Origin of the sequence: Pseudomonas asplenii (assembly GCF_900105475.1) — a bacterium.
GTDB classification, from domain to species: domain Bacteria; phylum Pseudomonadota; class Gammaproteobacteria; order Pseudomonadales; family Pseudomonadaceae; genus Aquipseudomonas; species Aquipseudomonas asplenii.
The window spans coordinates 1346248-1359380 of the sequence record NZ_LT629777.1 but is presented as its reverse complement, the minus strand read 5'-3'; the positions used below and the strand labels follow the sequence as shown (position 1 = coordinate 1359380).

The following is a 13133-nucleotide window of genomic DNA, read 5'->3' as shown; positions in this document are numbered from 1 at the left end:
AGCCTTCCCGTGCGCCACGGAAATGGGTCGCTCAGGTAGGACGAATCCGAATAATTCCGCGACAGACATCGTTGCCGATCAGCACCTTGACAGGTGTCGGTTGAAACTTTTAGCTGGCGGCTTAATGGTTTGGCGTTATCCGGATAACACTTCTTCGAGTGCACGATCCCGATATGCTCGCGCCATCAACTTTCGGCTGTAAGGATGCGGCGAAAGAGTCCGTGGGCGGGTTTCCAGAGGAACCGGCCGGCTCTTTCAAGTTGAACTCTTCGGCAACTGATAAAAGGACGATTTCATGAACGATTTCCTCGAGCACTCCCGACTCGCACTGCCCGTCGTGCCCCAGGCGCACCGGCGTGGCATTGGCCGCCTGGCCGCCGAGCAGTTGTCGATCTGCATCCCGGCCTATCCCGGCATGGACGAAGGTGATCTGCTCGAGCTGTTCTGGGACGGTTGTTACGTTACCTCCCGGCAGGTTCTGGCGGGCGAGCAGGGTCAGCCGGTCAGTCTGCGGGTGCCGCAAAGCTTCATCCTCGACGGTGTGGCGCGGATTCACTATCGCGTCATGCGGGTCGGCAGTGCCGCGTTGACCTCGCCGCAACTGAAGCTGCCGGTCAAGTTGAACTGCCCCGGCGGCCTGCCGATCGGCGAGGAAAATCAGGGCCTGGCGCCGCCGGTGATCCCGTTGCCAATCTGCCGCTACGGGGTCAACCCGAACCAGATGAGGCGCGGTGTGCCGCTTGCCCTGGAGCCCTATCCGAATATGGCCGCCGAGGATGAAATCACCTTGCTCTGGGGTGATGTGCGCTTCGACCTGCCCAAGTTGGCGCCTGCGGATGTCGGCAAGCCGGTCACGGTGTTCGTGCCAGCTGCGGTGATCCTTGAAGCCGGCGAGGACCGTGGGCTGGACATCACCTACTGCGTGATCGACCGCGTCGGCAACAACTCCCGCTGGGCGCCGCCACGGCGCTTGCGCGTGGGCACTTCCAGGCACTTTATCAGGACCCGGACACCGGGCTTTTCCCGCGCCGCCCAACGCTGCCGGGAGTGAGCGACAGACCTTCTATGCATATTCCTAAAGGTTAGTTCATTTAATTTTTATGAGCGTTTAGGGTATATGAACCGGACCACCGGACCCGTTTGATTTCGTCGGCATCGACTTCTCGATGCTTCCAGAGAGATGAGGTAGGTATGGTCCGGAACACAATCACCCTTGTGCAGATCGCCGGGGCATTGCGCACGCCACGGAGTGGCGCTGATGTCTAACTTGAACGATGCACAGGTCCACAGCGACCAGGATATCGCGCCGCTGCTGTTGCCAGCGCAGGTGTTGCGCAACGACGCCGAAGCCCTGCAGGCCGCCCGTGAGCTGGCCGAGGCTGCCCGGCTGCACGCCGCCCGGCGCGACCAGCAACGCAAACTGCCCTGGGCCGAAATCGAGCAGTTCACCCGCAGCGGCCTGGGCAGTATCACCATTCCCCGTGAATACGGCGGCCCGCAGGTGTCTTTCGTGACCGTGGCCGAGGTGTTCGCGATCATTTCCGCCGCTGACCCGGCCCTGGGGCAGATCCCGCAGAACCAGTTCGGCATTCTCCAGGTACTGCTCGGCACGGCGACTGACCGGCAGAAGAAACAGCTGTTCCAGAGCGTGCTCGACGGCTGGCGGATAGGCAATGCCGGCCCTGAGCGCGGTACCCGCAACACCCTGGAGATCAAGACCCGGATTACCGCCGACGGTGATGGTTTTGTCATCAGCGGCCAGAAGTTCTATTCCACCGGCGCGTTGTTCGCCCACTGGGTGGCGGTCAAGGCCATCAACGACGAGGGGCGCCAGGTCATGGCCTTCGTCCGTCGCGGCACACCTGGCCTACGGGTGGTCGACGACTGGTCCGGCTTTGGCCAGCGCACCACCGCCAGCGGCACCGTGCTGTTGAACAATGTGCGGGTCGAGGCAGAGAACGTCGTCGAGAACTGGCGCCAGGGCACCACCCCGAATATCCAGGGCGCCGTCTCGCAACTGATCCAGGCGGCCATCGACGCCGGGATCGCCCGCGCTGCCATCGACGACAGTATCGCCTTCGTCCGCGAGCGTTCGCGGCCGTGGGTCGATGCCAAGGTCGAGCGGGCCAGCGATGACCTGTATGTGATCGCCGATATCGGCAAATTGAAAATCGAACTGCACGCCGCCGAGGCGCTGCTGCGCAAGGCCGGGCAGGTGCTGGACCAGATCAATGCGGCGCCGGTGGACGCCGCTGCCGCCGCCCGCGCCTCGATTGTCGTGGCCGAGGCCAAGGTGCTCACCACCGAAATCTCGCTGTTGGCCAGTGAAAAGCTCTTCGAGCTGGCTGGCAGCCGCGCCACCCTGGCCGAGTTCAACCTCGACCGGCACTGGCGCAACGCCCGGGTGCACACCCTGCACGACCCGGTGCGCTGGAAGTATCACGCGGTAGGCGCCTATCGCCTCAACGGTACCTTGCCCGCCCGCCATTCCTGGATCTGACCCGACCTCTGGAGACCCCCATGTCACAGTTTTCCCCACGCGTCGCGGTCATATCCAGCGACGAGCAAGCCCTGATCGTCGCCAACGACCTGGCCGAGGATTTCAAGCGCGACAGTCAACTGCGCGATCGTGAACGGCGCCTGCCGCTGCCCGAGCTGGAGGTGTTTTCCCGCTCCGGCCTGTGGGGCATCAGCGTGCCGAAAGAGTACGGCGGCGCCGGTGTGTCGAACGTCACCCTGGCCAAGGTCACGCAACTGATTGCCGAGGCCGATGCCTCCCTCGGGCAGATTCCGCAGAACCATTTCTATGCACTGGAAGTGCTGCGGGTGAACGGCAGCGAGGCGCAGAAACGCCGGCTGTATGCCGAAGTCCTGGCCGGGCGTCGCTTCGGCAATGCGCTGGCCGAGCTGGGCACCAGGACCGCCCATGACCGGGTCACCCAACTGCGCCGCGACGGCGAGGGTTATCGCATCAACGGGCGCAAGTTCTATTCAACCGGTTCGCTGTATGCACAGCGCATTCCCACTTCGGTAGTGGACGAGCAGGGCGTGCAGCAACTGGCCTTTGTCCCGCGTGACAGTGTCGGGCTGACGGTGATCGACGACTGGACCGGTTTCGGCCAGCGCACCACCGGCAGTGGTTCGGTGGTGTTCGAGGATGTGTTCGTCGCCGCCGAGGACGTGATCCCGTTCCAGAGCGCCTTCGAGCGCCCGACCCCGGTCGGGCCGCTGGCGCAGATTCTTCATGCGGCTATCGATACCGGCATTGCCCGGGCGGCCTATGAGGATACCCTGCATTTCGTCCGGACCCGTACCCGGCCGTGGATCGATTCGGGCATCGAAAAAGCCGTCGACGACCCGCTGACGCTGAAAAGCATCGGCCACCTGAGCATCCGTCTGAGCGCGACCGAAGCGCTGCTGGAGCGCGCCGGCGAATTGCTCGATCGCGCCCAGGCTGACACCCATGCCGACAGCGTCGCGGCCGCGTCCATCGCCGTTGCCGAGGCTCGGGCGATCAGCACGGAAATCTCCCTGGCCGCCGGCAGCACCCTGTTCGAACTGGCGGGCAGCCAGGCGACCCTGGCCGAGCACGGCCTCGACCGTCACTGGCGCAACGCGCGGGTACACACCCTGCACGACCCGGTGCGCTGGAAGTATCACGCAGTGGGCAACTACTACCTCAACGATGAAAACCCGCCGCTGCGGGGGACCATCTGATGGGTAAGAAAAAGATCCTGCTCAATGCCTTCAACATGAACTGCATCGGGCATATCAACCACGGCCTGTGGACCCATCCACGGGACACCTCGACCCGCTACAAGACCCTCGAATACTGGACCGAACTGGCGCAGTTGCTTGAGCGCGGGCTGTTCGACGGGCTGTTCATCGCCGATATCGTCGGGGTCTACGACGTCTACCAGCAGTCGGTGGCGGTGCCGCTGCGCGAGTCGATCCAGTTGCCGGTCAACGACCCGCTGCTGCTGGTCTCGGCCATGGCCGCAGTGACGAAAAACCTCGGCTTTGGCCTGACCGCCAATCTGACCTATGAAACGCCGTACCTGTTCGCCCGCCGGCTATCGACGCTCGACCATCTGAGCCGCGGTCGGGTCGGCTGGAACATCGTTACCGGCTACCTCGACAGCGCCGCCAAGGCCATGGGCCTGGAAGCCCAGGCTGAGCACGACCGTCGCTATGACCAGGCCGACGAGTACCTGCAAGTGCTCTACAAACTGCTGGAAGGTAGCTGGGAGAGTGACGCGGTGGTCAACGATCCGGTGCGACGGGTCTATGCCGACCCGGACAAGGTCCACAAGGTGCGGCATCAGGGTGAGTTCTATCAGGTCGAGGGTTATCACCTTTGCGAGCCATCGCCGCAGCGCACGCCGGTGCTGTTCCAGGCCGGCAGCTCCGAGCGTGGCCTGCTGTTCGCCGGGCGGCATGCCGAGTGCGTGTTCATCAGCGGGCAGCACAAGGCGGCGACCCGGGCCCAGGTGGACAAGGTCCGCGCCAGTGCCGAGGCGGCGGGGCGCGATGGACAGGCGATCAAGGTGTTCATGGGGATCAACGTGATCGTCGGCGAGACCGAAGAGGCGGCCTGGGCCAAGCATGCCGAATACCTGAGCTACGCCAGCGCGGAAGCCGGGGTGGCGCATTTCGCGGCGTCCACCGGGATCGATTTTTCCGAGTACGAACTGGACGAGCCGATCCAGTACGTAAAGAGCAACGCGATCCAGTCGGCGACCCGCAGCCTGCAGAACAACGACTGGACCCGGCGCAAGCTGCTGGAGCAGCACGCCCTGGGAGGGCGCTATGTGACCGTGGTCGGTTCGCCGACCCAGGTCGCCGACGAACTGGAATCGTGGATCGCCGAGACCGGCCTGGACGGTTTCAACCTGACCCGCATCGTCACCCCGGAAAGTTACGAAGACTTCATCGACCTGGTGATTCCCGAGTTGCAGCGGCGCGGTTCGTACAAGACCGCGTACGAGCAGGGGACGTTGCGCGAAAAACTGTTCGGTGAGGCGGCGTATCTGCCGCCAGAGCATACCGGCGCGGCTTATCGCCAGGCCTCAATTTCAGCAACACCACAGGCTCCGTCGTCGCCTGACGTAAACGAAAAACAAACGCTGGCCCTGTAGGAGCCGGTGCAGCCTCTACATACGATTACCGACTGGAAACCCATCATGAAAACAAGATGCTTCACTCAACCAGTCAAGGCACTGGCCCTCGCCCTCGGCCTGTTCAGCGCCGTCGCCCATGCCGCCGACGCACCGCTCAAGGTCGGCACCACTGCCGCCTTCGCCATCCCGCTGGAGGCTGCCGTGGAAGAGGCCGGCAAGCAGGGCCTGAAGGTCGAACTGGTGGAGTTCACCGACTGGATCGCGCCCAACGTCAGCCTGGCCGCCGGCGATATCGACGTGAACTACTTCCAGCACATCCCGTTCCTCGAAAACGCCAAGGCCGCCGCCGGCTTCGACCTGGTGCCATTCGCTCCGGGGATCATCAACAATGTCGGCCTTTACTCGAAGCGGTACAAGAGCTTCGCCGAACTGCCTGAGGGCGCGACCGTGGCCATCGCCAACGACCCGATCAACAGCGGTCGCGGCCTGCAGCTGCTGGCCAAGGCCGGCCTGATCACCCTCAAGCCCGGCGTCGGCTACAAGGCCACCGAAGACGACATCGTCACCAACCCGAAGAAGATCAAGATCCTCCAGGTCGAGGCCGTGCAACTGGTGCGAGCCTACGATGACGCCGACCTGGTGCAGGGCTACCCGGCCTACATCCGCCTGGCGAAGACCTTCGATGCTGGCTCGGCACTGCTGTTCGACGGCCTCGATCACAAGGAGTACGTGATCCAGTTCGTCATCCAGCCGAAGGAGAAGAACGACCCGCGGTTGATCAAGTTCGTCGATATCTACCAACATTCGCCCGCCGTACGCGCCGCCCTGGATAAAGCCCATGGCAAGCTGTATCAGGCCGGCTGGGAAGGCTGACATGAGTGTCGCCAGCCTTCAGCGTCCGCAGGACGAAGCCCCTCGCGAGGCCGAACAGACCGAGCTGCATCCCGAACTCAACCGGGCCCACGTGCGCTTTATCGGCGTGGGCAAGACCTACGACGGCCACCATGGCCCGGTGAACGCTCTGCAGGGCATCGACCTGGCGATCCAGCGCGGCGAGGTGTTCGGCATCATCGGTCGCAGCGGCGCCGGCAAGTCGTCGCTGATTCGCACCATCAACCGCCTGGAACAGCCCACGTCGGGACGGGTGCTGATCGATCAGGTCGACATCGGCCAGTTCGATGAGGACCGCCTGGTGGAACTGCGGCGGCGGATCGGCATGATCTTCCAGCACTTCAACCTGATGTCGGCCAAGACCGTCTGGCAGAACGTCGAGCTGCCGCTGAAGGTCGCCGGGGTGCCCAAGCTTGCGCGCGAGCAGAAGGTCCGCGAGCTGCTCGAACTGGTGGGCCTGAAGGACAAGCACAAGGCCTATCCGGCGCAGTTGTCCGGCGGGCAGAAGCAGCGGGTGGGGATTGCCCGGGCGCTGGTGCATGACCCGGCGATTCTGTTGTGTGATGAAGCGACGTCGGCGCTCGACCCGGAAACCACCCAGTCGATCCTCGGCCTGCTGCGCGAGATCAACCGGCGACTGGGACTGACCGTGGTGCTGATCACCCACGAGATGGCGGTGATCCGCGAAATCTGCGACCGCGTGGTGGTGCTGGAACACGGTCGGGTGGTCGAGCAGGGGCCGGTGTGGCAGGTGTTTGGCGATCCGCAGCATGAGGTCAGCCGGACCTTGCTCGCGCCGTTGCAGCACACGCTGCCGGAGGAGTTGCAGGGGCGCTTGCGGGCGCGGCCGGAATCGACGGAGGTGGCGGTGTTGCTGCGCCTGCAGTTCACCGGCAGTGCCAGCGACGAGCCGGACCTGGCGGCGTTGTTCAGTGCCCTCGGCGGGCGCGTGCGGTTGTTGCAGGGTGGCGTCGAACGGATTCAGGGGCATGCCCTGGGACAGTTGCTGCTGTCGGTGAGCGGCTCGCCGATGGATGCCCAAACGCTGCAACAGCGCGCGGGTTGCTGGGCACAACAGGTGGAGGTGCTGGGTTATGTGGCTTGATCGGTTGTGGCAGGGGGTGATCGACACCTTCCTGATGGTCGGTGTGTCTTCGCTGATCGCCTTGTTGCTGGGCATTCCGCTGGCGGTGATCCTGGTCACCAGCCACAAGGGCGGGATCTACGAGGCGCCGGCGGTGAACCGGGTGCTGGGGGCGTTCGTCAATCTGTTCCGCTCGATCCCGTTCCTGATCCTGATGGTGGCGCTGATCCCGTTTACCCGGCTGATCGTCGGTACCACCTATGGCGTGTGGGCGGCCGTGGTGCCGCTGACCATCGCCGCCACGCCGTTCTTTGCGCGGATCGCCGAGGTCAGCCTGCGTGAGGTCGATCATGGTTTGGTCGAGGCGGCCCAGGCCATGGGTTGCCGGCGTTGGTATATCGTCTGGCACGTGCTGCTGCCCGAGGCGTTGCCGGGGATCGTCGGGGGGTTCACCATCACCCTCGTAACCATGATCAACTCCTCGGCGATGGCCGGCGCAATTGGTGCGGGTGGCCTGGGGGACATCGCCTATCGCTATGGCTACCAGCGCTTCGACAGCCAGGTGATGCTGACGGTGATCGTGTTGCTGGTGATCCTGGTGGCGGCGATCCAGTTCGGCGGCGACCGGTTGGCGCGGGTGCTCAACAAGCGCTGAGGTATTTGTCGTCTGGGAGGGCCCATTCGCGGGCAAGCCCGGCTCCTACAGGTCACCGCCGTCCCTGTGGAGCAGGCGGTGCGGCGATCCGACTTGCCCGCGAATGGGGCCCCCAGACACAGCAAAAATCCGCAGGATGATATATTCCGATCATCCACCCCAACGCGCAGATCCCCGATGAAAACCCTCGGCCCCGACGACCTCAACCAGATTGCCTCCACCACCCTCGGTCACTACAACCGCACCGCCGAAGGCTTTCGCGAAGGCACCCGCGACCACGACGTGAGCCAGAACATCGACGCCTTGCTGCGGCATATCCAGGGTCCGGCGCCGTTCACTGTCCTCGACTTCGGCTGCGGTCCCGGCCGGGACCTCAAGACCTTCACCCAACTGGGCCACATCGCTGTTGGCCTCGACGGCTCCGAGCGCTTCGCGCAGATGGCCCGCGAGGACAGCGGTTGCGAGGTGCTGCAACAGAACTTCCTTGAGCTGGATCTGCCTGCGCAACGTTTCGACGGCATCTTTGCCAATGCCGTGCTGTTCCATATCCCGCGGCAAGAGTTGCCACGCGTCCTCGGGCAGTTGCATGCCACCCTCAAGCCGGGCGGTGTGTTGTTCAGCTCCAACCCGCGCGGGCAAAACCGGGAGGGCTGGAATGGCGAGCGTTATGGCTCGTACCACGACCTTGAGGCCTGGCGCGCATTGCTGAAGGCAGCGGGCTTCGTCGAACTGGAGCATTACTACCGCCCCGCCGGACTACCGCGTGAGCAGCAGCCGTGGTTGGCGAGTGTCTGGCGCAAGTCCTAGGGTCTGTAGGACATGTTTTCGAGCGAAGCTCAGGCAAGGCGAAAAACGGCGAGGAAGTGCAGTTACTGGAGTAAATGAGCCTTCCGAGCCGGTTTTCAACGCCGCCTGAGCGAGCGCAGATACATTTCGCACAGAGCCTAGAGCCTAGAGGATGTAGGGATTTGGATTGTCCATTTGGGGGAGACAGTCAAACCGATTCCAGCCGCTTTTTCCTTTTTCGGTGAGTCATTAATCTGGTCACAAGTTGAACGACACAGCTTCCAACCACTTAACCGAAAAAGGATTCCCACATGAGCAAGCCAACCTACAACCGCCTGAACAAAGACGACGCCGTAGTCCTGCTGGTCGACCACCAGACCGGTCTGATTTCCCTGGTGCAGGACTTCTCGCCGAACGAGTTCAAGAACAACGTGTTGGCGTTGGCTGACCTGGCCAAGTTCTTCGAACTGCCGACCATCCTGACCACCAGCTTCGAACAAGGTCCCAACGGTCCGCTGGTTCCAGAACTGAAAGAGATGTTCCCGGACGCGCCCTACATCGCCCGCCCAGGCCAGATCAACGCCTGGGACAACGAAGACTTCGTCAAGGCGATCAAGGCCACTGGCCGCAAGCAATTGATCATCGCCGGTGTAGTGACCGACGTTTGTGTCGCGTTCCCGACCCTGTCGGCCCTGGCTGAAGGCTTCGACGTGTTCGTGGTGACTGATGCTTCCGGCACCTTCAACACCACTGTGCAGCAGGCCGCGTGGAACCGCATGACCCAGGCCGGTGCGCAGATGATGAACTGGTTCTCGGTGGCCTGTGAGCTGCACCGCGACTGGCGCAACGACATCGAAGGTTTGGGCAACCTGCTGTCGCAGCGTATCCCCAACTACCGCAACCTGATGAACAGCTACGCGGCGCTGACGGCCCGCTGAGTCTCCAGGAACCACAAGGCCCGCCTTCGAGCGGGCCTTTTGTCATGGTCGGCTGAACTCAGCAGGCTGCCAGGTTTTTTCGCAAGATTTGAGGGCCTCTTCGCGGGCAAGCCACGCTCCTACAGATTTGCGTCGTGCGCTCGTTTTGAGTACGGCACTGGCCCGTAGGAGCTGGGCTTGCCCGCGAAGCTTTTGACAGTCTCAGGGACGCCTTCGCAGGCAAGCCAGCTCCCACTGGGACTGTGGTGTGCCCGATGTTTCAGTGCTGCTGGCCCAGCAACCCGTCCACCTGGCTTTGCGCCAACTCGATCAGATGCACCGAAGCCATCGCCAAGTGACGCGGCATACCGCTCAACTGCTCGGCGGACTCATACGCGGTGGCGGCTGCCGAGCGCAGGATCGAGTCAAGGTTGTTCAGGGTGTCTTCAAAATGAGGTGTCTTGCTGATGGGCTCTGCTGGTAGCTCATAGCGGACGAAGGCACGCTCAGCGGCTTCGGCATCCATGGATGTTTTTTGCATCGGCGGATCAGGAACGATGGTTTTCATGGCAACTCCTTGATTGATGGAGCCGACACTGATCGCTACCAAACGATATGGGTGGCGGCTATGCGCAGGTTGGTAGACCGGGAATCAAGGAACCCAGCGCACTCGAAAGTGCCCTGCGCACAGCCACCATGGACGAGAGCCGTGGGCAAAAATGCCAACGAAAAATCGACTTGAGTGGCGTCATGCGCCTTGATTGATCTCGGGCTACCAAACCCGATCACCGCGTATTCGCAGTGACAGGTCCAAGCCTAGGTCCCGAAGATCGGCAGGCGCAAGCCGAAAGGATTTTCTAGGAAAGTTCACGCGAGGGAAAGGGAATCGTCTTGCTGGTGGGTCTTGGCGCCTGCAACAAGAATGTATCCAACGGTCGTAGTGAGTTGACATCAACGTCATCTGTGGCATTCTTAAAAAACTACTCAGCCCCGTACGCAGCGATTCAGTTCGCTGGCCGTTGGGGTGAAAAAACCGGCCTTGTGCCGGTTTTTTCGTTTCAAGGAACTGATATTTGTGCGCACAGCCTGCTTTGTGGACGGATACAACCTGTTTTACGGGCTATTGGCAGGATCTCCGTACAAGTGGCTGGATCTGCCAAAACTACTGGCCCATATTCTGCGGACTGAGCGGCCGGGTAATGAGCTGACATCTGTCGATTTTTTCACCTCTGGCGTCAAGCCTGACCTCGCCACCCGTGGCCGGGTATCCAAGGAAGCGCAGGATACTTATCTACGTGCACTGATAGAAAAGGGTGTTCAGGTACACCACGGTCGCCATCAGCTCGAATCTGGGCTTGCGCCTCGATTCGTTGATAAGAAGACTCGCCCTTCCAGGTTTGATCAGGTTCCTATCTGGAAAATCGAGGAAAAGGAAACGGATGTACACATTGCTATAAGCATGTACCGGCTTGCGGCCAGGCAGGCCTTCTTAACGGCCGACGAGCGCGTGGAGCAGATAGTGCTGGTGTCCGCCGATACAGATATGACCCCAGCACTCAGGGCACTGCGCGAGGATTATCCGGAGCTGCAGATTGGCGTAATCCTGCCGCATCGCGAAGATATCAAGCGTAATGCACCTGGCTCATTGAAAAGTCATTCGAACTGGATGCGCCATACCGTAACAAGGGAGGAGCTGGCTGCATGTCAGCTGCCTGCCCGGGTACCTACCCGGAAGAAACCGGCCATAAAGCCTGACTACTGGTAGATCTTCCCCCAAAAAAGAAAACCCCGGAGGCCCTTGGCCTTCCGGGGTCGTGTGATGCCACTGGCTTACAGCTTGGCGATCGAGACCTCGGTGGATTTCACGAAGGCGATCACTTCGCTGCCGACTTCCAGCTCCAGTTCCTTGACGGAACGGGTGGTGATCACCGAGGTGACGATGCCGGAAGCGGTCTGGACGTCGATTTCCGACAATACGTCGCCGGTGACGATTTCCTTGACGGTGCCCTTGAACTGGTTACGCACGTTGATGGCTTTGATGGTCATGGCGTTGATTCCTGTCTTTGATTGAGTAGGCAAGGCTTGATTACAGCGCCCAGCGCAATTGCGTGGGCAAGGGTGAAACCGGTTCCGGCTCGGGTGGTACACCAGGCAGCGACAGCACCCTGTTCAACACTTCGGTCTCCAGCGCCGCCAGACGATGGGAGCCGCGCACCCGCGGGCGTGGCAGTTCGACGTGCAGGTCGAGGCCGACCTGGCCGTCTTCGATCAGGATCACCCGATCGGCAATCGCCACGGCTTCGCTGACGTCGTGGGTCACCAGCAACACGGTGAAGCCATGCTGCTGCCAAAGGCGCTCGATCAGCTGCTGCATTTCGATCCGGGTCAGGGCATCCAGCGCGCCCAGCGGTTCGTCGAGCAGCAGCAGTCGAGGGCGGTGAATCAGGGCGCGGGCCAGGGCCACGCGCTGTTTCTGGCCACCGGACAGGCCCGCTGGCCATTCATTGGCGCGATCTGCCAGGCCAACCGCTTCCAGGGCCTGCAAGGCCTGTGGCCGCCAGTTGCCCTTGAGGCCGAGGCCGACGTTGTCGATGACTTTTTTCCACGGCAGCAGGCGCGCTTCCTGGAACATCAGCCGGGTGTCGTCGCGGGCATCGCTCAGCGGCGCCGAGCCGGCCAGCAGCTCACCGCCGGTGGGCTGGTCGAGACCGGCCAGCAGGCGCAGCAGGGTGCTCTTGCCGCAGCCACTGCGGCCAACCACGGCGACGAATTGGCCGGCCGGGATATGCAGGTCGATTTCGCGCAGTACCTGACGGTCGCCGAAGGTTTTCTGCAGTTTGCGCGCCGCCAGCGGAATGCCTTGTAGCAGGCGTGGAGGTTGTTGAGCGGTCATGCTGCACCGCCTTTGGTCTGGTAAGCCGGATGCCAGCGCAGCCAGACCCGTTCCAGGCCCCGTGCCGCCAGGTCGGCGAGCTTGCCGAGTACCGCGTAGAGAAGGATCGCCAGCACCACCACATCGGTTTGCAGGAACTCCCGGGCGTTCATCGCCAGGTAGCCGATGCCGGAACTGGCCGAGATGGTTTCGGCGACGATCAGCGTCAGCCACATGAAGCCGAGGGCGAAGCGCACACCCACCAGGATCGATGGCAGTGCGCCCGGCAGGATCACCTGGCTGAACAGGCTGAAGCCGGACAGGCCGTAGCTGCGCGACATTTCCACCAGTGCCGGGTCGACGTTGCGGATGCCGTGGTAGGTGTTGAGGTAGATCGGGAACAGGGTGCCGAGGGCGACCAGGAAGATCTTCGCCGATTCATCAATGCCGAACCACAGGATGACCAGTGGGATCAGCGCCAGGTGCGGCACGTTGCGGATCATCTGCATCGAGCTGTCGAGCAGGCGTTCGCCCCATTTCGACAGGCCGGTGATGAAGCCCAGGACCAGGCCGATGCTGCCGCCGATGACGAAGCCGAGACCGGCGCGCCAGCCGCTGATGGCCAGGTGGGTCCAGAGCTCGCCGCTTCGCACCAGGGCGACGCCGGCTTCGACCACGGCGCTCGGTGCGGGCAGGATCCGCGTCGACAGCCAGCCGGCCGAGACCGACAGTTGCCACACCGCCAGTAACAGCACCGGCAGCGCCCAGGGCGCCAGCCGGTGGGTGATTCGGGTAAGGGTCGTCATGG

At 62.6% G+C, this 13133-nt stretch carries 14 protein-coding genes; 10 read left to right on the top strand and 4 right to left on the bottom strand.

Annotated features, from left to right (window positions below; all coding sequences use genetic code 11):
• Positions 1-295: 295 nt before the first annotated feature.
• From BLU37_RS06165 to ycaC, 9 genes are all read left to right on the top strand, one after another.
• Positions 296-1051 (top strand): hypothetical protein, encoded by a 756-nt coding sequence (locus tag BLU37_RS06165; RefSeq protein ID WP_090203202.1) that lies wholly within the window; start codon positions 296-298, stop codon positions 1049-1051.
• 207 nt (positions 1052-1258) lie between these two features.
• Positions 1259-2500: an SfnB family sulfur acquisition oxidoreductase gene (locus BLU37_RS06160; protein WP_090203200.1), complete on the top strand. Its 1242-nt coding sequence runs from the start codon at positions 1259-1261 to the stop codon at positions 2498-2500.
• Positions 2501-2520: 20 nt separating this feature from the next.
• The gene (locus BLU37_RS06155; protein WP_010453267.1) at positions 2521-3717 is read left to right on the top strand and encodes an SfnB family sulfur acquisition oxidoreductase; all 1197 of its coding nucleotides are present in this window, start codon (positions 2521-2523) and stop codon (positions 3715-3717) included.
• The gene (locus BLU37_RS06150; RefSeq protein ID WP_090203197.1) at positions 3717-5138 is read left to right on the top strand and encodes an LLM class flavin-dependent oxidoreductase; all 1422 of its coding nucleotides are present in this window, start codon (positions 3717-3719) and stop codon (positions 5136-5138) included. Before BLU37_RS06155 ends, BLU37_RS06150 begins: the two co-directional genes overlap by 1 nt.
• Before the next feature lie 45 nt (positions 5139-5183).
• Positions 5184-5993, top strand: a complete 810-nt coding sequence (locus BLU37_RS06145) for a MetQ/NlpA family ABC transporter substrate-binding protein (RefSeq protein WP_090203195.1) — start codon at positions 5184-5186, stop codon at positions 5991-5993.
• Between the two features lies 1 nt (position 5994).
• A complete protein-coding gene (locus BLU37_RS06140; protein WP_090203192.1) occupies positions 5995-7116 on the top strand; it encodes a methionine ABC transporter ATP-binding protein in 1122 nt (373 codons plus the stop codon).
• Positions 7106-7750, top strand: coding sequence for a methionine ABC transporter permease (locus BLU37_RS06135; RefSeq protein WP_090203189.1), 645 nt, complete (start codon positions 7106-7108; stop codon positions 7748-7750). Before BLU37_RS06140 ends, BLU37_RS06135 begins: the two co-directional genes overlap by 11 nt.
• Positions 7751-7927: 177 nt before the next feature.
• Entirely contained in the window at positions 7928-8557 is a 630-nt protein-coding gene (locus BLU37_RS06130; RefSeq protein WP_090203186.1) for a class I SAM-dependent methyltransferase, read from the top strand.
• 290 nt (positions 8558-8847) lie between these two features.
• Complete coding sequence (ycaC, locus tag BLU37_RS06125; RefSeq protein ID WP_019362430.1) at positions 8848-9474, top strand: isochorismate family cysteine hydrolase YcaC; 627 nt, start codon at positions 8848-8850, stop codon at positions 9472-9474.
• A gap of 259 nt (positions 9475-9733) precedes the next feature.
• On the opposite strand, the gene BLU37_RS06120 is transcribed toward ycaC, so the two are convergent.
• On the bottom strand, positions 9734-10021 hold the full coding sequence (locus BLU37_RS06120) for a DUF6124 family protein (RefSeq protein WP_090203183.1): 288 nt from the start codon (positions 10019-10021) through the stop codon (positions 9734-9736).
• Positions 10022-10528: 507 nt separating this feature from the next.
• On the opposite strand from BLU37_RS06120, the gene BLU37_RS06115 reads away from it, so the two are divergent.
• The gene (locus BLU37_RS06115) at positions 10529-11218 is read left to right on the top strand and encodes an NYN domain-containing protein (RefSeq protein ID WP_090203180.1); all 690 of its coding nucleotides are present in this window, start codon (positions 10529-10531) and stop codon (positions 11216-11218) included.
• Between the two features lie 65 nt (positions 11219-11283).
• Here BLU37_RS06115 and BLU37_RS06110 read toward each other — a convergent pair whose 3' ends face one another.
• From BLU37_RS06110 to ssuC, 3 genes are read right to left on the bottom strand one after another with little or no spacing between them, the layout of a single operon-like run.
• Complete coding sequence (locus BLU37_RS06110; RefSeq protein WP_010453296.1) at positions 11284-11499, bottom strand: TOBE domain-containing protein; 216 nt, start codon at positions 11497-11499, stop codon at positions 11284-11286.
• Between the two features lie 40 nt (positions 11500-11539).
• Positions 11540-12346: an aliphatic sulfonates ABC transporter ATP-binding protein gene (gene ssuB, locus BLU37_RS06105; RefSeq protein ID WP_010453298.1), complete on the bottom strand. Its 807-nt coding sequence runs from the start codon at positions 12344-12346 to the stop codon at positions 11540-11542.
• A complete protein-coding gene (gene ssuC / locus BLU37_RS06100; RefSeq protein WP_090203177.1) occupies positions 12343-13131 on the bottom strand; it encodes an aliphatic sulfonate ABC transporter permease SsuC in 789 nt (262 codons plus the stop codon). Before ssuC ends, ssuB begins: the two co-directional genes overlap by 4 nt.
• Positions 13132-13133: the final 2 nt, after the last annotated feature.